Source organism: Agrobacterium sp. ICMP 6402, assembly GCF_009498615.1.
GTDB lineage: Bacteria > Pseudomonadota > Alphaproteobacteria > Rhizobiales > Rhizobiaceae > Agrobacterium > Agrobacterium burrii.
Map to the genome: position 1 here is coordinate 199,561 of NZ_QSNV01000004.1, position 20,288 is coordinate 219,848.

24 protein-coding genes are annotated in these 20,288 nt (G+C 58.6%); 11 read left to right on the forward strand and 13 right to left on the reverse strand.

All coding sequences use genetic code 11. The features are described from left to right. Positions 1-25 precede the first annotated feature (25 nt). Both rpmI and infC read right to left on the reverse strand, forming a co-directional pair. The gene (rpmI, locus tag DXT96_RS14040; RefSeq protein ID WP_003493355.1) at positions 26-229 is read right to left on the reverse strand and encodes a 50S ribosomal protein L35; all 204 of its coding nucleotides are present in this window, start codon (positions 227-229) and stop codon (positions 26-28) included. Positions 230-419: 190 nt separating this feature from the next. Further along, complete coding sequence (gene infC / locus DXT96_RS14045) at positions 420-956, reverse strand: translation initiation factor IF-3 (protein WP_174374197.1); 537 nt, start codon at positions 954-956, stop codon at positions 420-422. A gap of 187 nt (positions 957-1,143) precedes the next feature. On the opposite strand from infC, the gene DXT96_RS14050 reads away from it, so the two are divergent. Both DXT96_RS14050 and DXT96_RS14055 read left to right on the forward strand, forming a co-directional pair. Further along, on the forward strand, positions 1,144-1,932 hold the full coding sequence (locus tag DXT96_RS14050; RefSeq protein WP_153515248.1) for a carboxylesterase: 789 nt from the start codon (positions 1,144-1,146) through the stop codon (positions 1,930-1,932). A 117-nt stretch (positions 1,933-2,049) separates the two neighbouring features. After that, positions 2,050-2,664, forward strand: coding sequence for a transglutaminase-like cysteine peptidase (locus DXT96_RS14055; RefSeq protein ID WP_153515249.1), 615 nt, complete (start codon positions 2,050-2,052; stop codon positions 2,662-2,664). Positions 2,665-2,727: 63 nt separating this feature from the next. Here DXT96_RS14055 and mbfA read toward each other — a convergent pair whose 3' ends face one another. Continuing rightward, positions 2,728-3,711 carry an iron exporter MbfA gene (mbfA, locus tag DXT96_RS14060; RefSeq protein WP_153515250.1) on the reverse strand — a complete coding sequence of 328 codons (984 nt, stop codon included), beginning with the start codon at positions 3,709-3,711 and terminating at the stop codon, positions 2,728-2,730. Positions 3,712-3,849: 138 nt separating this feature from the next. Here mbfA and DXT96_RS14065 point away from each other — a divergent pair, with 138 nt between their 5' ends. Both DXT96_RS14065 and DXT96_RS14070 read left to right on the forward strand, forming a co-directional pair. Continuing rightward, positions 3,850-4,323, forward strand: coding sequence for a group III truncated hemoglobin (locus DXT96_RS14065; protein ID WP_153515251.1), 474 nt, complete (start codon positions 3,850-3,852; stop codon positions 4,321-4,323). A 189-nt stretch (positions 4,324-4,512) separates the two neighbouring features. After that, a complete protein-coding gene (locus tag DXT96_RS14070) occupies positions 4,513-5,616 on the forward strand; it encodes a TRAP transporter substrate-binding protein (protein ID WP_149898329.1) in 1,104 nt (367 codons plus the stop codon). A 6-nt stretch (positions 5,617-5,622) separates the two neighbouring features. Here DXT96_RS14070 and DXT96_RS14075 read toward each other — a convergent pair whose 3' ends face one another. Then, the gene (locus DXT96_RS14075) at positions 5,623-6,717 is read right to left on the reverse strand and encodes a helix-turn-helix domain-containing protein (RefSeq protein ID WP_371418877.1); all 1,095 of its coding nucleotides are present in this window, start codon (positions 6,715-6,717) and stop codon (positions 5,623-5,625) included. Positions 6,718-6,860: 143 nt separating this feature from the next. On the opposite strand from DXT96_RS14075, the gene DXT96_RS14080 reads away from it, so the two are divergent. Beyond that, positions 6,861-7,934, forward strand: a complete 1,074-nt coding sequence (locus DXT96_RS14080; RefSeq protein WP_153515253.1) for a dienelactone hydrolase family protein — start codon at positions 6,861-6,863, stop codon at positions 7,932-7,934. Positions 7,935-7,948: 14 nt separating this feature from the next. On the opposite strand, the gene DXT96_RS14085 is transcribed toward DXT96_RS14080, so the two are convergent. The 3 genes from DXT96_RS14085 to DXT96_RS14095 form a co-directional block, all read right to left on the reverse strand. Beyond that, positions 7,949-8,467, reverse strand: coding sequence for a GNAT family N-acetyltransferase (locus DXT96_RS14085; RefSeq protein WP_153515254.1), 519 nt, complete (start codon positions 8,465-8,467; stop codon positions 7,949-7,951). A gap of 21 nt (positions 8,468-8,488) precedes the next feature. After that, entirely contained in the window at positions 8,489-9,070 is a 582-nt protein-coding gene (locus tag DXT96_RS14090; RefSeq protein WP_153515255.1) for a helix-turn-helix domain-containing protein, read from the reverse strand. A 97-nt stretch (positions 9,071-9,167) separates the two neighbouring features. Beyond that, entirely contained in the window at positions 9,168-9,569 is a 402-nt protein-coding gene (locus DXT96_RS14095) for a ketosteroid isomerase-related protein (RefSeq protein ID WP_149898324.1), read from the reverse strand. A 73-nt stretch (positions 9,570-9,642) separates the two neighbouring features. On the opposite strand from DXT96_RS14095, the gene DXT96_RS14100 reads away from it, so the two are divergent. The 3 genes from DXT96_RS14100 to lepA all read left to right on the forward strand — a co-directional run bounded on the left by DXT96_RS14100 (position 9,643) and on the right by lepA (position 13,017). Then, positions 9,643-10,251, forward strand: a complete 609-nt coding sequence (locus DXT96_RS14100) for a GNAT family N-acetyltransferase (RefSeq protein ID WP_194287638.1) — start codon at positions 9,643-9,645, stop codon at positions 10,249-10,251. Beyond that, positions 10,248-11,117, forward strand: a complete 870-nt coding sequence (locus DXT96_RS14105) for a carbon-nitrogen hydrolase family protein (RefSeq protein ID WP_153515257.1) — start codon at positions 10,248-10,250, stop codon at positions 11,115-11,117. Before DXT96_RS14100 ends, DXT96_RS14105 begins: the two co-directional genes overlap by 4 nt. A 61-nt stretch (positions 11,118-11,178) precedes the next feature. After that, positions 11,179-13,017 (forward strand): translation elongation factor 4, encoded by a 1,839-nt coding sequence (gene lepA / locus DXT96_RS14110; RefSeq protein ID WP_174374195.1) that lies wholly within the window; start codon positions 11,179-11,181, stop codon positions 13,015-13,017. 74 nt (positions 13,018-13,091) lie between these two features. Here lepA and DXT96_RS14115 read toward each other — a convergent pair whose 3' ends face one another. Further along, the gene (locus DXT96_RS14115; RefSeq protein ID WP_153515258.1) at positions 13,092-13,499 is read right to left on the reverse strand and encodes a DUF2000 family protein; all 408 of its coding nucleotides are present in this window, start codon (positions 13,497-13,499) and stop codon (positions 13,092-13,094) included. Positions 13,500-13,593: 94 nt separating this feature from the next. Between DXT96_RS14115 and DXT96_RS14120 the strand changes: the two genes are divergently transcribed. After that, on the forward strand, positions 13,594-14,370 hold the full coding sequence (locus DXT96_RS14120; RefSeq protein ID WP_371418878.1) for an AraC family transcriptional regulator: 777 nt from the start codon (positions 13,594-13,596) through the stop codon (positions 14,368-14,370). Here DXT96_RS14120 and DXT96_RS14125 read toward each other — a convergent pair whose 3' ends face one another. Then, positions 14,371-15,258, reverse strand: coding sequence for an NAD(P)/FAD-dependent oxidoreductase (locus DXT96_RS14125; protein WP_153515259.1), 888 nt, complete (start codon positions 15,256-15,258; stop codon positions 14,371-14,373). Between the two features lie 153 nt (positions 15,259-15,411). Here DXT96_RS14125 and DXT96_RS14130 point away from each other — a divergent pair, with 153 nt between their 5' ends. Next, complete coding sequence (locus tag DXT96_RS14130; RefSeq protein ID WP_153515260.1) at positions 15,412-15,870, forward strand: Rrf2 family transcriptional regulator; 459 nt, start codon at positions 15,412-15,414, stop codon at positions 15,868-15,870. 74 nt (positions 15,871-15,944) lie between these two features. Here DXT96_RS14130 and DXT96_RS14135 read toward each other — a convergent pair whose 3' ends face one another. After that, entirely contained in the window at positions 15,945-16,262 is a 318-nt protein-coding gene (locus tag DXT96_RS14135; protein WP_153515261.1) for a hypothetical protein, read from the reverse strand. Between the two features lie 71 nt (positions 16,263-16,333). Beyond that, positions 16,334-17,776, reverse strand: coding sequence for a PLP-dependent aminotransferase family protein (locus tag DXT96_RS14140; RefSeq protein WP_371418879.1), 1,443 nt, complete (start codon positions 17,774-17,776; stop codon positions 16,334-16,336). A 104-nt stretch (positions 17,777-17,880) separates the two neighbouring features. Between DXT96_RS14140 and DXT96_RS14145 the strand changes: the two genes are divergently transcribed. Next, on the forward strand, positions 17,881-18,756 hold the full coding sequence (locus tag DXT96_RS14145) for a DMT family transporter (protein WP_153515262.1): 876 nt from the start codon (positions 17,881-17,883) through the stop codon (positions 18,754-18,756). Between the two features lie 12 nt (positions 18,757-18,768). Here the strand turns inward: DXT96_RS14145 and DXT96_RS14150 are convergent, their stop codons facing one another. Further along, positions 18,769-19,875: a GH25 family lysozyme gene (locus tag DXT96_RS14150; RefSeq protein WP_153515263.1), complete on the reverse strand. Its 1,107-nt coding sequence runs from the start codon at positions 19,873-19,875 to the stop codon at positions 18,769-18,771. Between the two features lie 178 nt (positions 19,876-20,053). Further along, complete coding sequence (locus DXT96_RS14155; RefSeq protein ID WP_153515264.1) at positions 20,054-20,242, reverse strand: YegP family protein; 189 nt, start codon at positions 20,240-20,242, stop codon at positions 20,054-20,056. Between the last annotated feature and the right edge of the window lie 46 nt (positions 20,243-20,288).

Sequence of the window (20,288 nt, forward strand, 5' to 3'; positions counted from 1 at the left end):
AAGTGTCCAAAAGTGCGGAAAAGTCTCAGAGACCGTTCGGCAGGTAGTTCTTGACGACTTTCTTGCCGTCAGCTTCGGCGAGAACCATGGTTCCACGCGCGTCGCGAATGAACTTGTTGGTACGCTTGATCATGCCGTGGCGCTTACCGGCGGCGGCTGCAACAACCTTGCCGGTAGCGGTGATCTTGAACCGCTTTTTTGCAGCGGACTTCGTCTTCATCTTGGGCATTTTGCTACTCCGTGTTTTTGTATCGAAACAGGCAGACGAGGCCTATTTCAAGCTATTCAGGAACGGCCTCGGCATGCCCTGCCGGACCGTTCGGACGCGCGCTTATAACCGCAGTAGGCTAAAAGCGCAACGGGGAAAGAAAATTTCCCCTTGCGGCGGTGATTTACGCAGCTTTCAGGACTGGCGCAAATTATCTCGGGGCAAGAACCATCATCATCTGACGGCCTTCCAGCTTCGGCTCGGCTTCAACCTTGGCAATCGCCTGGGTATCTTCCTTCACCTGGAGGAGAAGCTTCATGCCAAGTTCCTGGTGGGCCATTTCACGGCCACGGAACTTCAGCGTCACCTTCACCTTGTCACCTTCGTCAAAGAACCGGTTCATCGCCTTCATCTTCACGTCATAGTCATGCGTGTCGATGTTGGGGCGCATCTTGATTTCTTTAACTTCGACGATCTTCTGCTTCTTGCGCGCTTCGGCGGCCTTTTTCTGGGTCGAGTATTTAAGCTTACCGAGATCGAGGATCTTGCATACAGGCGGTTCGGCGTTCGGCGAAATCTCAACGAGATCGAGACCGGAATCCTCCGCCATTTTCAAAGCCTGATCCGTCGGCATGCTACCGAGGTTCTGGCCCTCTTCATCAATAAGCTGAACTCTGGGAACCCGAATTTCCCGGTTGGAGCGCGGGCCCTCCTTGACGGGGGCATCGGCTTTGAAAGGTCTGCGAATGGTCGTATTCTCCTGATCTGTTTCTGGATCACGTCAGCAAAAAACAGCTTGTTTGGTACAAGCGGCGGAAATGTCGTTATTGCCGTGGCGAAGTCAATAGCATATCTGCCCGAAAAGATCACCTCTTGCCACGGTTTTTGCAAATACGTCGCCGATATTGCACGAAAATCAGGAGAATTGCATATACATGACCGAACAAGCCGCGGAATTCCTGCATATAGGAACGGGTGACGACGCCCGCAACATTGCTTTTCTACATCGCCGCGCGACATCACAGCCGGATGCACCCCTGCTCGTCTGGCTCGGCGGCTACCGCTCCGACATGACGGGAACCAAGGCGGTCGAGCTCGACCGCTTTGCAGAGGAAAACGGTCTTGCCTGCCTGCGGCTCGATTATTCCGGCCACGGAGCTTCTGGCGGCGATTTCAACAAAGGCACGATTTCCCGGTGGCTGGAAGAAGCGCTCGCCGTGGTGTGCACCAAGGCACCGTCGCGCGTCGTGCTCGTCGGTTCGTCCATGGGCGGGTGGATCGCGTTGCGCATGGTCGAGGAGCTGCGCAAGGCGGGCGACGCGCCCTCCGTCGCCGGTCTGGTTCTGATTGCCCCCGCTCCCGATTTCACGGCAGAACTGATAGAACCCAGCCTGACGGAAGCGGAAAAGACCTCGCTGGTGGAGAGAGGCTATTTCGAGGAACATTCGGAATACAGCCCCGAGCCCAACATCTTTACCCGGGCGCTGATGGAGGACGGAAAGCAGAACCGCGTGCTCACCGGCATCATCACCACCGGCTGCCCCGTTCACATCCTGCAGGGCATGCGCGACCCCGATGTTCCCTATCAGCATACGCTGAAGCTTGTTGAACATCTTCCCGCCGACGATGTCGTCCTGACGCTGATCCGCGACGGCGACCACCGGCTTTCCCGACCGCAGGATATCGACCGGATGCTGGCTGCCGTCAGAGCCCTTGCAATATAGGCATTTGCGCAACGCTCTTAACCATATTCAACGAGTCTTGCGTGCCACCCATTGGTAGCGATTGACTCACCCCCCCATCCCTCTTAACTTTTCGTTAAGAATTAAGGGACGGGTTTCATGATGAACGCACCGCTGGCGCGTGCACTGCTGTTTGCAGTTGCTGCCGGGCTAATGACTGCTGCCTCCGCCACGGCGGAAACCAAGGGAAGCCCTTCCATGGTGACGGGCGGGATTACCTCCCAGCCGATCGGCCATTACGAGTTCTGTCAGAAATATGCGGATGAATGCAACATTCGCAACAAGATGACGCCGCCGCCGCGTGTCACGGAATATGGCTGGGGCGTCATTCGTGAGATCAACACCTCCGTCAACACCACCATCGTGGCGATGACCGATCTGGAAATCTACGGCAAGGACGAAGTCTGGGAATATCCGACGACCGCCGGTGACTGCGAAGATTTCGTGCTGCTGAAGCGTAAGAAGCTGATCGAGCGCGGTTTCTCCGTGGCCGACCTGCTGATCACGGTCGTGCGCAAGCCGGACGGTGAAGGCCATGCCGTGCTGACGCTTCGCACCACCGATGGCGATTATATTCTCGACAACCTGACCGACGACGTGAAGCTCTGGACAGATACCAATTACACCTATCTGAAGCGGCAGGCGTCCTTCAATACGGGCCGCTGGGTCTCCATCGAAGATGGCCGCGACGTTCTGGTCGGCGCGTTGCGCTGATCGACAGCGATCATAGACTTGACGCAAAAAGCCCGCAGCAGACGCTGCGGGCTTTTTTATTCCTCAGCCATTGCCGATGATGATACCAGCCGCCAGCACCAGCGAACCGCCCAGCACCACCTGAAACACTGCCCGCAGGAACGGCGTTTCCATGAAGCGGTTCTGAATGAAGGCGATGGCCCAGAGTTCCACGAAAACAATGATGGCGGCGATGGCTGTGGCGACCCAGAAGTGCTGGATAAGATAAGGCAATGTGTGACCAAGCCCGCCGATCGCGGTCATGATGCCGGAGGCAAGGCCGCGCTTTAGCGGAGAACCCCGACCCGAAAGCTTGCCATCATCATGGGCGGCTTCGGTAAAGCCCATGGAAATACCCGCGCCGACGGAAGCCGAAAGGCCGATCAGAAAAGTCTGCCAGGTATCCTGCGTTGCGAAGGCGGCCGCGAAGATCGGCGCAAGCGTCGAGACGGAGCCATCCATCAGGCCCGCAAGGCCCGGCTGCACATAGGTTAGCAGAAATTGGCGTTTTGCGGTTTCAGCCTCTTCGGTCTTGCCATCTTCATCGAGATGCTTCTCTTGCAGCATATGCGCGACGTCTTCGTGACCCCGCTCCGCCTCAGCCAGATCACCGAGCAGCTGGCGCGTCGAGGCATCGGTGGTGCGCTTGACCGCTTCATCGTAGAACCGGATCGCCTGCGCTTCCATCAATTCGGCCTGGGCACGAATTTTCTCCAGCGACAGGTTTTTCACCAGCCAGTCCGGCGTGCGCTCGTAAAAACCACGCACATGTTCGCGGCGGATCAGCGGGATGGTTTCTCCAAAGCGGCGGCGATGCATATCGATCAGCACATTTCGATGCTGCTGCTCGACTTCGGCCATGTCATCGAAGACTTTTGCCGATTGCGGATATTGCCCGCGCAGGTGATCGGCGTAGGAGCGGTAAATACGGGAATCGTCCTCTTCCGACGAGATGGCGAGTGCCAGGATTTCCTGCTCGCCGAGCGAGGAGAAGGGGCGCTTGGACAGGGAAAAAAGACTGTGGAACATGGCTGAAACCTTTTTAGAATAATTCTAAATACAGCGACGCACCATCACAATCAAGCTTTTTAGAACAATTCTAATACGGCAATGCGTCGCATTGCCGAGCGTGGCCAAGCAGCGTAAATTCGCGGAAAAGGAAGTACGATGCAGGATCCGATTGCGGCAAGGGCCGCCCATAACGCGGAAATTCAAAACCGGGCGGAAAGCGCCATGGCGCAGATCGGCGTCGATGCCGGTTTCATCGATCTGCTGGTGGAGACATTTTATGGCCGCGTTCTAAAACATCCGACGCTCGGACCGGTCTTCGATGCGCGTCTGTCCGGGCGTTGGCCGGAACACATGGCCAAAATGAAGCAGTTCTGGTCGGCTGTCGCCTTCAAGAATGGCAGTTACGGTGGCAAGCCGGTGCAGGCGCATCTGGGCGTCAAAAACATGACAGCCGAACTTTTCCCGCAATGGCTGGCGCTGTTTTCGGCAACGCTTGACGATATCGCGCCGAGCAGAGAGGCCCATGACTGGTTCATGGAAACGGCCGAACGCATCGCCAGAAGCCTGACGCTCTCGCTGTTTTATAACCCTGCGCTGGACGATCCGGCGTTAAAACGCACGCAACCCTGACCACGGCGGGGCAGAGACCACAAGAAGAACGCGATCACGTGCCAAAACGGCGATCGACAGGCATTACAAAAGAGCGCGCAAGTTTGAAACATTCCCTCTTGATGGTTGCAAGGATAAATGTTTAGTAGCCCTTGGGAGGCGTACCGTGCGGTTCGCCTGTAATATACGGACGTATCAGGGCTTATCGACATGGATCGCAGATCATTTATCCGCAAGGCGGGCGCTCTTGGCGCCGGTGTTACCGCAACCGCGCTGGCCGCTCCGGCCATTGCGCAGGAAAACCCCAAAATCACCTGGCGCATGACGTCGTCCTTCACCAAGGGCCTCGACATTCTTTTCGGTGCCGGCCAGATGGTCGCCGATCACGTCAAGGAAGCTTCCGGCGGCAACTTCGTCATCCAGCATTTCGCCGGCGGTGAAATCGTGCCGGCGCTGCAGGCGGCGGATGCGGTGACGGCCGGAACCGTCGAAATGGCGCATACCTGCGCCTATTATTACGTTGGCAAGGACCCGACCTTCGCGCTTGGAACCTCGGTTCCGTTCGGTCTCAACGCGCGTCAGACGAATGCCTGGTTCAATCAGGCCGGCGGCAATGAGCTGCTCAACGAATTCCTTGCCCAGCACAATATCTACTCGATCCTGCTCGGCAACACAGGCGCTCAGATGGGCGGCTGGTTCCGCAAGGAAATCAATACCATCGACGACCTCAAAGGCCTGAAGATGCGCATTGCCGGCCTCACCGGCCAGGTGATGCAGAAGGTTGGCGTTACCCCGCAGCAGATCGCCGGTGGCGATGTCTATGCCGCTCTGGAAAAGGGTACAATCGACGCCACCGAATTTGTCGGCCCCTATGACGACCAGAAGCTCGGCTTCTACAAGGTCGCAAAGTACTACTACTATCCGGCATGGTGGGAAGGCGGCCCGGCCGTGCATGCCTTCGTGAACCTGCAGAAGTTCAACGAGTTGCCGGAAAATTACAAGCGCATCCTGAAAGACGCCTGCGCCGCCGGCAGCGCCAGCATGCTGGAGCGTTACGACGCGCACAACCCGAAGGCGCTGAAGGAACTCGTGGCGCAGGGCGCCATCCTGCGGCCGTTCAGCCAGGAAATCCTCGACGTCTGCCATAAGGCGGCGGTGGAGACCTATGCGGAGATTTCGGCAAAGAACGAGAGCTTCAAGAAGATCTACGAAAGCCAGCAGGCGTTCAAGAAAGACGCCTATCTCTGGGCGCAGATCGCCGAATATACCTATGACACCTACATGATGATCCAGCAGCGCAACGGCACGCTCTGATCCTCATCATTTCCCGACCATCTTCAGACGGTCATCCGGCATCTGCCGGGTGGCCGTTTTGTTTGGCGAAACCAGTTTCCATACTTCCCGTTCACGCCAGTCCACCGGGCTCATGCCGGTGACACGGCGAAATTCCCGGTTGAAGTTGGACTTGGTCTGGAAACCCGAGGAGAACATGATCGCGGTCACCGATTGCTCCGTCTCTTCCAGCAAACGACAGGCTTCGCGGATACGAAGCTGATTGACATATTGCGAGACATTGATGCCGAGGGAACGATTGATCGCACCGGAGATCTGCCGGCTTGGCAGGCCGAGGCGTCTGGCCAGCCGCGTCAGATTGAGGTTGTCGTCACGGTAAAGCGCCTGTGTTGTCATCAATTGGTCGAGGCTTGCGACGATGTCCCGGTCCTGGTCCGATGGCTCTGAGGGAGGCGGCAATTCACCAGCCGGCTCCGCAGCCGTTTGCGACGCTTTGCTTTTTCCAGCCAGGGCGGCCATCAGCCCGATCAGCAACAGCCCGAAAAGATTGGCATTGCTGACGAGCGCGGCGACATTTTCCCCATGCGCCCATTCAAAATCGAGGAACACGAGAAGATCAAACAGCGCCGAAACACATAGCGCCACGGCGGCGATGATCAGTGCCCTGTGCGCCGAGGTGACGCTGGCGAATTGCGCCTCGTCCAGCCCATCCGGCCCTTGTCCTCCCAGAAGAAGCAGTGCGGCGGCATGGCCGACAAAGATGAGGATCAGGGCAAGATCGATCGCGGCGGGCAAAGCGAATTCCAGAACGACGATCAACAAAGGCGAGAGCACAAGACTTGCCAGCATCGCCCTCCTGCTGTCTGCCTCGACCCTCATCAAGCCACGGAAGGCGATATAGACAAGTGGCGGCAGGCAGGCGGCGAGGACAGGCAAAACATAACGCACCGCATTCACGCCATACCCCCAGCGCAGGCCGACAAGAACCGATTGTACCGCGCAAAGCGCAATCAGAGCCAGAAAGGCGCGGTTCGTCCGCACGTCGTCTCCGCTTCGGAAAAAGACGATGAACATAACGACCAGCAGAAGCGCCACGACGAATGGCAGGGGAATGAAAAGCACGAATAAATATCCCGGATCGACGACCTGTTGTCTTTCCATGGACCAGATCGTGTTTCGGTACGACCTCAAACGCGATCAAGGACGCGAAAAACAGGTGACGGTGCAGATTGGGTCTCGTTCTTTCCGACCGCAAGAGGTTTTTCATGCGCCCCATCGTCACCATCACCACCATGCTGTTTTCCGCTCTCATTACCCAGCCGGCTTTTGCAAATGAAGCCGTTGGCGTCAGCGAAATCGCCATACCATCTCCCGAACGTGGCAAGGACCTTGCCGTCACCGTCTGGTATCCTTCGGAGAGCAACGGCACGCAGACGCTTTCCGGCGAGGACCGGATTTTTCAAGGCACGCCCGTCTTCAAGGACGGTGCGGTGCAATCGGGTCGCCTGCCGCTGGTGCTTCTGTCACACGGCTCGGGCTCGAGAGTAAGCGGCATGGCCTGGATCGCCGCAAAGCTTGCGAGCGAGGGTTTCATCGTCGCCGGCCCCAACCATCCCGGCACCACCAGCGGCGATTCAACACCTGCCGATACGCCGAAAATCTGGGAGCGGACGGGTGATCTTTCCACGATCCTTACAGCGCTGACGACGCAGGGCAAATGGTCCGGCGCGATCGATGCGCAGAGGATCGGCGTGCTCGGCTTTTCGCTCGGCGGCAGCGCGGCGATGGAGATTTCGGGCGCACGCGCCGATCTCACTGCCTACGCGCGTTATTGCGGAGAGTATGCCACGATGATGGATTGCCAATGGTTCGCTGGTGGCCGGGGTTATCTCAATAACGAGCCGGTCAGCGTGCCGAAGCTCGACCTCGGAACCCTCGACAAGGCCCGTTTCGAGCAGCAGAACCGCGACCCTCGCATCCGCTCTGCCGTGCTGGTAGATCCTGGCCTCGCACTCGCCTTCCAGCCGGTCAGCCTGAAAACAATCGATATTCCGCTGACCTTCATCAATCTCGGCAGCAAGGGGAAAATTCCACCGGCCGTGCTGGTGGACAGAATGGCGGCCGAGGTGCCTGGCTCGACCTATCAGCAGGTCGATGAGGCCAACCATTTCAGCTTCCTGCCCCTATGTAAGCCGGATGCCGATGCGTTTCTCAAATCTGTCGGCGAGCGCGACCCAATCTGCGAACCGGCCGGACCGCGCGAGCGCGCAGATATTCATGCTGAACTGGAAAAGATGATTGTTGCCGCCTTCAACCGCACGCTGAAACCGGGGCAATAAGCGGCGGAAATGCTCTAGCCGATCCGCTTATAAAACAGGGTCGTGCCGCAATAGCGCCCATCTGGAAACAGGGCGTAATCCGGAATGACCCCCACCCGCTCCCAGCCGAGGCGGGGATAAATCGCCTCCGCATCGCTGCCCGTGGCCGTATCCAGCACCAGCAGGGTACGGCCACGGGCTGCAGCTTCCTCTTCCACCTTTTGCATGAGCTTTCGGGCAAGCCCGAGACCGCGGGCCGACGGATGTACGAGAAGCTTCATCAGATCGCCTCGATGCGGCTGGTTGGGTTTGGAAGCAAGGCCCACCTGCACGGTGCCCACCACCTTGCCATCCACTTCCGCCACGGCATGGATTGTACCGCCCTCACCCGCCACTTCCGCCACGGCTCGCCAGAACGGTTCGGCATCCTGTGGCGAGAAAGGCAACATGAAACCGACGGATGCACCGCCATTGACGCAGGCGGAAAGGACTTCGCAGAGTTCCGGTAGGACGTCGAGCGTCTCTTGCCCGTTCAGCACTCGGATGGTGGCCATAAAAACTCCTGTCGGGAAAAATCAGCGCTGTCTTTGGTCCAGCACGACGGCGTAACGGGCGGGCTTTTCGGAAGGATTGTGAAAGACATGTCCTTCACCGACCGGCATGAAAAGGCAGTCTCCGGGCTCCATCAGATGCACCGTGCCGTCGCTCGTCATCTCCATAACCCCTTCGAAAAGCCAGACATATTGCGTCATGCCCCGGCTTGCCGCATGCGGCGGAAAGCCGACACGCGCGCCGGGTGGAAACTCGACCTCGACAATATCGACATCGGAACCGACACGCGGCGGGGAGATGGCGCGGCGGACATAACCGGTTTCGGGATCTTTCCAGAGCTGCTGGTTCCGCTTCTTCACCAGCGGGGAAACCGCCTGTTCATTTTCCGCGAAGAAACCGGAAAGCGACAGGCCGAGCGCGGCGCAGATGCGGGCGAGCAGCGACGCCGTCGGGCTCGCCTCACCCCGTTCGATGCGTGAAATCATGGCGCGGCTGACACCAGATTCAGAGGCAAGCCGATCCAGTGTCAGGCCGTTTTCAGCCCGCAGTACCCTGATCCGCTCACCAATCGAACGTTCGAGAATATGATCTTCGTTTTCCATCATATGATGATTATAATTCTCATATGATGGAGTCAATATCCACAATAGTGGAAACAACGATTACTCTCGGATGGCCATTATGGCGGAAGCGACGAAAGCCTCAGGCGCCGACCTGGGCAATCCAGTCGTTCAGATTATAGTAGTTTGTTACTCGGCTAACTTTTCCGTCTCTGAGGTCGAAGAAGGCACCGGCGGGCAGGACGTATTTCTGGCCATTAGCCTCGGGCAATCCTTCGTCGGTCTTGAGATATTCGCCATTGACGATGAATTCGGCGGAAGCGTGCTGGCCGTCCTCGCTCACCATGATGACCATGTCGGTGAGGTTTTCCTTATAGGAGCGGTTCATATGGTCCATGAAGGAAGCAAAAGCGGCCTTGCCGGTCTGGCGCTCACCCTGATTGATGTCATGCACCACCTCGTCATGAAGAAGCGCCAGAAAGGCATCCATGTCCTGACGGTTGAAGGCATCGTAATAGGCGCGGATGGTCTCTGTGGCGGTCATCGTCTTCTCCGTTCAATGCTTGCGCGGGTTTTCCATGACGGTATAACCAGTGCAACCGAAAGTGAAAATGCCCATGACCGTCGAAATCAAGTCTCTTTCCGGCATCGACGCCGTTGCCTGTTTTGACGACCTGGCGCGCCTGCGGATCGAGGTGTTCCGCGCCTTTCCCTATCTCTATGACGGCTCGCTGGATCATGAGCGAAAATATCTGGCAACCTATGCCGATACCGAAGGCGCGGTTTTCGTGCTGGCGCTGGATGATGGGCAGGTGGTGGGCATGTCCACCGGCATGCCGATGGCGGCGGAGACCGAAGAGGTCAAAACGCCGTTCCTTGCGGCCGGTTACGACCCGTCCAATCTGTTTTATTTTGGCGAAAGCGTGTTGCTATCGAATTATCGTGGTCATGGCCTCGGCGTGCGTTTCTTTGAAGAGCGAGAGGCCCATGCAAAACGTCTGGGCTTTAACTGGTGCACCTTTTGCGCGGTTGAGCGGCCGGCCGATCACCCGCGCCGCCCGGCCGACTACGTGCCGCTCAACGCCTTCTGGGAAAAGCGGGGCTATCGCCATCATCCCGAGCTGCGCACCAGCTTTACGTGGCAGGATATCGACGAGAGCACTCAAAGCCCGAAACCGCTGTCCTTCTGGATGAAGAACATCGCAACCGGAGACACAAACAAATGACCCGGTTAGCGGCCAGCCAATACGCCATCGAACTGATCGAGACATGGGAAGCCTATGCGGCGCATCTTTCCGCCATCGCGCGCGAGGCGAAAGAAAAGGGGGCCGAGTTGCTGCTTCTGCCGGAATATTCGGCCATGGCGCTGACCGGGCAATTACCGCCCGAGGCACGGTCGGATCTGCACCGCTCCATCGAAGAGATACAGCCGCTTATCCCCTCATGGGTGGAGCTTTGCGAGGAGCTGGCGCGACAGCACCAAATCCTGTTCCAGCCGGGCAGCGCACCGGTGAAGGACCCGGACGGCAAGTTTCGCAACCGGGCATGGCTGTTTGGGCCAGACGGGTTGATCGGTTATCAGGACAAGCAGATCATGACCCGTTTCGAGCGGGAACAGTGGAACATCCACGCCGGTATCGAGGGCCTGAAGGCTTTTGAGACGCCGATAGGCAATCTCGGCATCCTCATCTGTTACGACAACGAGTTTCCGATGCTGGGCCGCAGGCTGGCGGAGATGGGCGTCGAACTGGTCCTCGCTCCCAGTTGCACCGACACGCTGGCCGGCGCTTACCGGGTGCGCATCGGCGCGCAGGCGCGGGCGCTGGAAAATCAATATGCCGTTCTCTCCTCCCCCACCGCCGGTGAGGCCCCATGGTCGCCCGCCGTCGATGAAAATCGTGGCCGTGCGGCGCTTTACGTACCCTCCGATTACGGCATGCCGGCATCCGGCATCATTGCGGAAAGCGACGGCGATGCCGTGACGCAAAGTACGCTATTGATTGCCGATATTGATCTTACCGCCGTCGCAAGGCTCAGAACCGAGGGACAGGTGGCCACCCGTCGCGACTGGCCGGAGCAATTTGCGAGCTGAAAAGCCCATTTTAAAGGGCTTTTAACCAAATTCCCGCTTTGCGGCATGAGAAGCCCCTGCTATAGCGCGGGGCATGAGCACAAATTCGACCCGCACGCCCCTGGACCATATCCGCAACTTCTCGATCGTTGCCCACATCGATCACGGCAAATCGACGCTGGCCGACCGGTTGATCCAGTCGACGGGCGGCCTTGCCGAGCGCGACATGTCGGAACAGGTTCTCGATTCGATGGATATCGAGCGCGAGCGCGGCATCACCATCAAGGCCCAGACCGTGCGCCTGCACTATAAGGCGAATAACGGCGAGATTTATGTGCTGAACCTCATCGACACACCCGGCCACGTCGACTTTGCTTACGAAGTGTCCCGCTCGCTTTCGGCCTGCGAAGGTTCGCTGCTGGTGGTGGACGCATCGCAGGGCGTGGAAGCGCAGACGCTCGCCAATGTCTATCAGGCAATCGACAACAATCACGAGCTGGTGACGGTTCTCAACAAGGTCGATCTGCCGGCTGCCGAACCCGATCGCATCAAGGAACAGATCGAAGAGGTTATCGGCATCGACGCCTCCGAGGCGGTGCTGATCTCGGCCAAGACCGGCCTCGGCATCCCGGACGTTCTGGAAGCCATCGTCCACAAGCTGCCTCCGCCGAAGAGCGATGTCGGCGATAACGGGCCGCTCAAGGCGCTGCTGGTCGATAGCTGGTACGACACCTATCTCGGCGTCATGGTTCTGGTGCGCGTCATCGATGGCGTGCTGACCAAAGGTCAGCAGATCCGCATGATGGGTTCGGGCGCCAAATACGGCGTCGAGCGTATTGGCGTGTTGACCCCGAAGATGGTCAATGTCGATAGCCTCGGCCCCGGCGAGATCGGCTTCATCACTGCTTCGATCAAGGAAGTCGCCGATACGCGTGTTGGCGATACGATCACCGATGACAAGCGCCCGACGGCGCAGGCCCTGCCCGGCTTCAAGCCCGCGCAGCCGGTGGTATTCTGCGGTCTCTTCCCGGTGGATGCGGCTGACTTCGAGGATTTGCGCGCGGCTGTCGGCAAGCTTCGCCTCAACGACGCTTCCTTCTCTTTCGAAATGGAATCCTCCGCCGCTCTCGGCTTCGGTTTCCGTTGCGGCTTCCTCGGCCTGCTGCACCTCGAAATCATTCAGGAACGTCTCGAGCGCGAATTCAATCTCGATCTCGTCGCCACAGCACCTTCGGTCGTTTATGAAATGACGCTGACTGATGGCACGGAGAAGGAACTTCACAACCCGGCAGACATGCCTGACGTGGTGAAGATCAAGGAAATCCGCGAGCCGTGGATCAAGGCGACGATCCTGACGCCGGACGAATATCTCGGTGGCATCCTGAAACTCTGTCAGGACCGGCGCGGCCTGCAGACGGAACTGACCTACGTCGGCAACCGCGCGATGATCACCTATGAATTGCCGCTCAACGAAGTGGTGTTCGACTTTTACGACCGGTTGAAATCCATCTCCAAGGGTTACGCCTCGTTCGATTACACCATCATCGACTATCGCGAAGGCGATCTCGTCAAGATGTCGATCCTCGTCAATGGCGACCCGGTGGATGCGCTTTCCATGCTTGTGCACCGCTCGGCGGCCGACCGGCGCGGGCGCGGCATGTGCGAAAAGCTGAAAGAACTCATTCCGCCGCACATGTTCCAGATCCCGATCCAGGCCGCCATCGGCGGCAAGGTCATCGCCCGCGAAACCGTGCGCGCGCTGCGCAAGGACGTGACGGCGAAGTGCTATGGCGGCGACGCGACGCGCAAACGCAAACTTCTGGACAAGCAGAAGGAAGGCAAAAAGCGCATGCGCCAGTTCGGCAAGGTGGAAATTCCGCAGGAAGCCTTCATCGCCGCTCTGAAGATGAACGACGAATAAGCGGCAATCATATTGCCATCGCTGCTGTTGGAGGGGAGGCTTACAGCCTCCCCTTTGTATTTGAAGACTTATCGTTAAGTGTGCAGCTTTGCGCCCTTGGTGATCTTGTCGACGATCTTCTTGTCCGCCCTCAGCGCCATGCCAACCACCCTGGCATTGTCAGGAGAGAACTCCGAAAATACCTGACGGTTGGCGACATCGTGCCCGGTCGCGAACATTTCCTCAATGTAGAGTGATGTCGTGACATCGCGCTCGAGGGATCGTTGATGGATCTTTCGTAGCGCCTCCTGATCCGTGGCCATGACAACGATCGGCTGGATGGACAGGGGGTTATAGACGTTGCCTGCGCCATCGCGGTATGGTTCCCCGATGATCTCTCCGGTCTGGGCGACAATGCCCGACATGAGAAATGCGGTAACGTTCAGTTTTTGCCATACGGCAAGGTCATCGCGAAGGATGACGGCGATCTTGGTATCAAACATGCAAACTCAATCTGGCTGTGGTTACGAAAGAGAAGCAACCCTAGACCCTTCGCGCATCATCGATCTTGAACGTTCGTGCAAATTCGAGGGGATCGTGCAGGCGCCGGCAAGCGAGGGCATAGAACGCATCGAAGCGCGCTTTCATGGCAACGCCTATGCGCCGCATCGCCATGACACCTATGCGCTCGGCATCACGCTTTCCGGGGTCCAGACCTTTTCCTATCGCGGCACCTCGCATTTCAGCATGCCGGGAAATGTCATCGTGCTGCATCCCGACGAAGTGCACGATGGCGGCGCAGGCACGGATGAAGGCCTGCGCTACCGCATGCTCTATCTTCCGCCGGAAAAAATCGCGCAGGCGGGATATCAGGCGCTGCCCTTTGCAAGAAATCCCATCATCGAGGACCCCGCGTTCCGGCAATGTCTGATCGAGGCGCTGGGCAATCTCGAAAGCGAGCCGGACAATCTGCTCCTGACCGACTGGCAATCGAGACTGGCGGATCTGCTTTCCAAACATTCGAACGGTAGCGCTACAACCATTAAACGGATTGATCGCGCCGCCGTTTTGCGGTGTCGGGACTATCTGCTGGAGAACAGCGCTGACACTGTCGGTTCAGAGGAACTGGAGCGAATAAGCGGGCTCGACCGCTTTACGCTCTTCCGGCATTTCCGCGGCCTGCTGGGAACCAGCCCGCATCGTTATCTCATCATGCGGCGACTGCAAAAATGCAAGGAGATGATGCGGGCCGGCGCCAGCCTTGCTGAAACGGCATTTGCCTGCGGGTTTGCGGATCAGGCGCATTTCACCCGGCATTTCAAGAATGCTTTCGGCATGCCTCCCGGGCGCTGGCTGAGCCTCACCTCCAGCTGATCACTCCGGAAACAGGACCGACCGGTGGGCCGCCGCACCTGCCATGGCACCGTCTCCCACCGCAAGGGCGACCGAGCCTGCCGGTCTTGCGACATCACCACAGGCAAAGACGCCGCGGGCGGTGGTCTGTTTCATGGCGTCAGTTATAATGCTCGATCCCATGGGACCCTCCTCCACTGAGCAGCCGAGTTTTCCGATCCAGTCCGAGGTAATCCGCAGTTTCGGCTGGGTGAAAAGACCAGCCAGCGCAATGCTGCGGCCGTCGGCCAGAACGACATCCGCATGTCCGGCAATTTCCGCGATACGATCTTTTTCCACGCGGACACCGCGGGCGGACAGAAGTGCTGCCTGATCCTCATCCGGTACGAATATGCCATTGGTAAAGAAGGTCGTCTCACCCCAGTCCGGCAGCATCAGGGCGTGATGAATAGCCATGGGTGAAGCGGCAATGACGCCGATTTTCCCCTGATCGAGTTCGTAGCCATGGCAATAGGGGCAATGAAAGACCGAAGAACCCCAGCGCTCTTTCAGCCCGGCTATATCCGGCAGCTCATCGGTAACGCCCATGGCAAGGATGAGCCAGGCAGCACTTTCGCGGCGGCGACCGTCGATCTCGACGACGAAATCGCCAGAAGACCCCTCGACATCGGTCACACTGCCTTCCGCCCACTCTATTGTCTTGTAGCGCTCGATCTGGCGGCGCGCTTCGGCGACGATCTCGCCCGGCGCCTTGCCATCCTGACCAAGAAAACCGTGGGAATGGCTGGCAAAACGGTTCCTTCTTTTACCGGCATCCACAACAAGAACGTTCTTTCTGGCGCGGCCCAGCTGCAGGGCGGCGGAGAGACCGGCATAACTGCCGCCGATGATGATGACGTCGAATTTCATGATGCACCTATCGTTCAGGACCGGGCAGAAGCGCCCGTTCATTTTCACGATACTTATATTGTTACGTGATTTTTCGAGTCAAGAGTCACGCAACTTATATTGTTACGTCAATTCGAAACTGATAGCGTTGCGAAAAACAAATGGGCTTGCGCAATGAGACACGACACGCGCCTTTCAAGGGTGCTGCATATTCTGATCCATATGGAAAAACACGAGAGAGCGGCCACCTCTGAAAGCATCGCGGCCATGCTGCAGACCAATCCTGTGGTGGTGCGCAGGACCATGGCGGGCCTGCGGGAGCATGGTTATGTCTCATCGGAAAAAGGCCATGGCGGCGGGTGGGTTCTGGCGCGGCCGCTCAGCGAGATCACGCTGCTTGATATTTACCGGGCGCTCGGCGCACCGGAACTTTTTTCCATCGGCCTGGCGGGCGACAATCCGAACTGCGTTATCGAACAGGCCGTCAATGCAGCCCTTTTCGATGCCATGAACGAGGCGGAAACCATTCTCCTGTCGCGTTTTGGAAGCATAACGCTTGCGGCGCTGGCGGAAGAATCGATCGCCCGCTGGTCAAGAGTGTCCAATAACCCCTCGGCGATGGAGCAGCTTTAAAGGCGAAAGCTGATTGCACCCACGAAAAAACCGCCTGCCCGAAGGCAGACGGTTTTTTCATGTCAGTCAGCCCATTACGGCTGGGTCTGAGTGCCACCCGTATTCGGGCTTGCCGGGGCCGTGTTGTTTGCCGGCGGCGTTGCCGGGGCGGTCGGTGTCATCGGTGCCGGTGCCTGATCCGTGGCCGCGGGCGGCGTGGTGGACGATGTCGTGGCCGGATCAGTGGTCGGGCCGCTCATCTGCGACCAGGCGAAAACGCCCACCAGGACGACGACGATGATCGCCAGCCACGGTACCCAGGACGATGACGTGCGGGCACGCGGTTCATTGCTGATATTCAGTTCCGGACGAAGATCACGGTCCGGGCGCGGGTTGTTGGGATCGAATGTCATGGTATTTCTCCTCTTCACTCTGCGGAGAAAACGGCGTTCACGCGATTTTGTTCCGATTCATTCCTAAGCCTTCAGGACGGGCGGTGATCGGCCGCCTCCCGGAGCGCATCCGCCAGCACCGTCATGGTCTGCGGGCTGCCCATTTGCGATATGTTGAAACGCATGAAACTGGATGCATTCTGCGAGGAGCTGAAGACATTGCCGGGCGCCAGGACCACCTGTTGGGACAGCGCGCGGCGCGCCACATCGCCCGCATCCACTCCGTCCGGCAGGCGGCACCATAAAAACATGCCCGCCTGCGGCTCGATCCAGGGCACACAGCCAATCGACTTCAGACGTGCCGCCGCCTCCGGCATTACCGCGGCAAGACGCAGTCGAAGCGCGTCGACATGCTTGCGATAACTGCCATCCGTCAAAAGCGACAGCACCAGCGCCGCAGAAAAATGCGCTCCACCGAAAGCGGTGGCGATCTTGAGGTCGGTCAGTGCTTCCACCCATGCCAGAGGTGCCGCGATGAAACCGCACCGCACGGACGCCGACAGGGTTTTTGAAAAGCTGCCGATCTGGACAACACGGTTGAGACCATCGAAAGCAGCCAGCCGTGGTGCCGCCTGTGTTTCGAAATCGGCAAAAATATCATCCTCGATGATTGTCAGCCCCGCCTGTTCAGCCAGCATCAGCAGCCGATGGGCGGTAACGGCGGAAAGTCTGGCGCTGGTCGGATTATGGACCGCGGAATTGGTAATATAAAGACGCGGCTGGTGTTCTTTCAGCGCCTGCTCGAACAGCGGCAGGTCCGGCCCAGTTGGAGTGTAAGGCACGCCGATGACCCGGACGCGGTGTGCGCGCAGCAGCGCATGGAAATTGAAATAACAGGGATCGTCGACAATCACCGCATCCCCCGGCTGCAGCAGGAAACGGCAGAGAAGATCGATCGCCTGCGTACCGGAATCGGTGAGCATGATCTGGCCGGCGCCCGCCTGTACCCCATGTTCGGCAAGCCTGCGCGACAGAAGCTGGCGAAGTTGCAGCAGCCCCATGGGGCTCGCATAGTCCGTCAGCAGGGCAGTATCCGCACGGGCAAGCCCCCGCATCGCCCGCCGCAGTGCTTCTTCCGGCATCCAAGATGCAGGAAGCCAGCCGCAACCGGGCTTGGCAAGGACCGAGGCCTCATCCAGCGCCTGCCGGGACACCCACAAGGGATCCACCGCCCTATCAAGCCGCGGCTCGATATCAGCGAGCGACAGGGGTGCAAGCGGACCGGCCACGAAAAACCCGGAGCCCGGACGCGAACCTATCGTGCCATCCGCCACCAGACGGTCATAGGCCTCGACAACGGTGGAGGTGGAAACCTGCATCGTCTTTGCCAGCGCCCGCACCGAAGGCAAACGTGCGCCCGGCACGAGGCTGCGTGAGGCGATGCGCTGGCGGATGCTCGCCATCACCTTTTCTATGCGTGTTCCGGGCCCCATGCGCGTGACGGAAACAACCTGCTCGTTCAAACCGCTCTCCATCCGTACTGGGCCATCAACCATAACAGTTTCTTCAAATTGTATACGACTGTTGCTGTTCCTGCCAGCCGTTCCGGATCAAGAAAAACAAAATGCAGGAGATGACAATGGACAAGACGACAAGCGGCTGGCTGAACGGCCTTATCGGCGTAGTGATATTCAGCGGTTCGCTGCCGGCCACGCGTCTTGCAGTGACGGATTTCGATCCGGTGTTCCTGACTGTTGCCCGGGCAAGCATTGCCGGCATTCTGGCGCTTGCCCTGCTGTTGCTGTTCCAGCAAAAACGCCCGGCACGGAACGATATGACATCGCTTTTCATCGTCTCGTTCGGTGTGGTGGTGGGGTTTCCGCTTTTGACGGCGCTGGCACTGCGGCACGTGACATCAGCGCATTCCATCGTCTTCGTCGGGCTATTGCCGCTCGCAACCGCAGTCTTCGCCGTGTTGCGCGGTGGTGAACGTCCCCGCCCCGCCTTCTGGCTGTTTTCCTGCCTGGGCAGTGCTCTCGTGGCAGGTTTTTCACTGTCGAACTCGCTTTCAGCCGGAGTTGGGGCTTCACTTGCCGTCGATCTCCTGATGCTGGGCGCGATCATCGTCTGCGGGCTGGGTTATGCCGAGGGCGCCGCTCTGTCGCGTAAGCTGGGCGGCTGGCAGGTCATCTCCTGGGCACTCGTTCTCTCGCTGCCGGTGATGCTGCCGCTTGCCTTTTTCACCGGACCGGAAACACTTGCCGGAATCGATCCGCAGGCCTGGGGCGGCCTTGCCTATGTGTCGCTGTTCAGCATGCTGATCGGCTTCATCTTCTGGTATCGCGGACTGGCGCTCGGCGGTATTGCCGCTGTGGGTCAGTTGCAATTGCTGCAGCCGTTCTTCGGGCTGGTGCTTGCAGCAACCCTGCTGCATGAGGAGGTGAGCCCTGCCATGATCGGAGTTACGCTTGTGGTGGTGCTGTGCGTTGCGGGTGCCAGAAAATTCGCGCGCTGACGCCCACCCGGATCAGCTTGAACGGCGGTCGATCCAGCGATGCCATGCGTCTTCGCTGCCGTTGAAGACATTGAGATCGATACGGCCATCGACACCATGCGACAGGCCGGAGCCGGAATATTGCCAGAACAGCCACTTACGACCGGGATAGACCACGGACGGATGCTGGGCGACGGCGCGCAGCCAGAAGGGATAATCCTGGAATTCGCCGGTGAGATTGTCCTTATAAAAATCAGGCGCCGTATAAATGATCGGCCGCTGTCCATAATGGCGCTCAAGCTTGGTCATGAAGACGCGCATCTTTTCCAGCACGCGCTCACGGGAATGGCGCATCTTGCAGCTCGACTCGCCATTATATTCCACGTCGATGACAGGTGGCAGCGCATCGGGATCGCGCGGCACATTGCGAATGAACCAGTCCGCCTGCTCGCTGGCCGAGCGGCACCAATAAAAGAAGTGGTAGGCGCCGCGGCGGATGCCTGCTTCTTTCGCACGCTGCCAGTTGGTGCGGAACATCGGGTCAAGATGATCACCGCCATCCGTCGCCTTGATGAAGGCGAAATTGGCGCCGCGAGTGCGCAGCTGCGGCCAATTTATATTTGCCTGCCAGCGGGATACATCCACGCCGTGAACCTGAAAATGGCGCGGCTGAACGCGGCCGAAATTGATTGGCTTGGCATCGCTGAAACTGGAGCGGAAAATACGCGAGCGGATTTGTGCGCCAGCGCCTGCTGCCGGGGCGGCTGCCATGGCCAATTGCACCGGACGCTCCATTTCGCGAACCATCGGGCGCTCCGCCGGCCGCACCATTCCCGCCTGTGACTGTGCTGGCAAGCCAATTTCGGGCGCATTCTGAAGCAGGGATGCTTTTGGCGTGACGGCGGAAAAGGCTTTGGGCTCTTCAGGCACCGGCCCGCCCCATGCCAACACTTCCTGCCGTGGCTGGGCGGTGATGGCCTGCGTGCCGACACTTGCCTGCGGCACGGGTGCCGACGGCGTGACCGAACTCGTCGTCTCCTTCGAAGGCAAGCCAGCCACCAGGCTTTCCGGCCCGGAACTGGTGCAGCCACCTAACAAAAGGCAACCGAAGAAAAGTGCTGGCACAGCCGATGATCGCATGAGAACCCGTACGCAAAACAAATCGGGGGCACTCAAACGCCGCCCGGAGACCTCGAAATACAATTGCTAACGGAAGATTATCAAAAAAGACTGAATCTTATCTTTACGCCGGCACCTGCCAATGCGCCTGTCATTTCTGGCAGGCAAAATGCTTCGAGTTCTCACAAGGCGGCGAGGATCAGGCCGTCATGGTGCTCAAATCAACGGTATCGGCACCGGGGGAGTTTTTCTTGATCGACTCGATCGCATGAACCGCCGAGGCCTTGGCCTTGTATCCTTCCGACGAGAACATCGTTTCACCGTTGGATGCCTTGAAGCGGAAGCGATATTCGCCGGCCTTGTCCTGATAAATCTCAAATTTGTACATGTTCTTCACATCTCCTTGGTGATGATGGTGAAACGATCGCAACCTT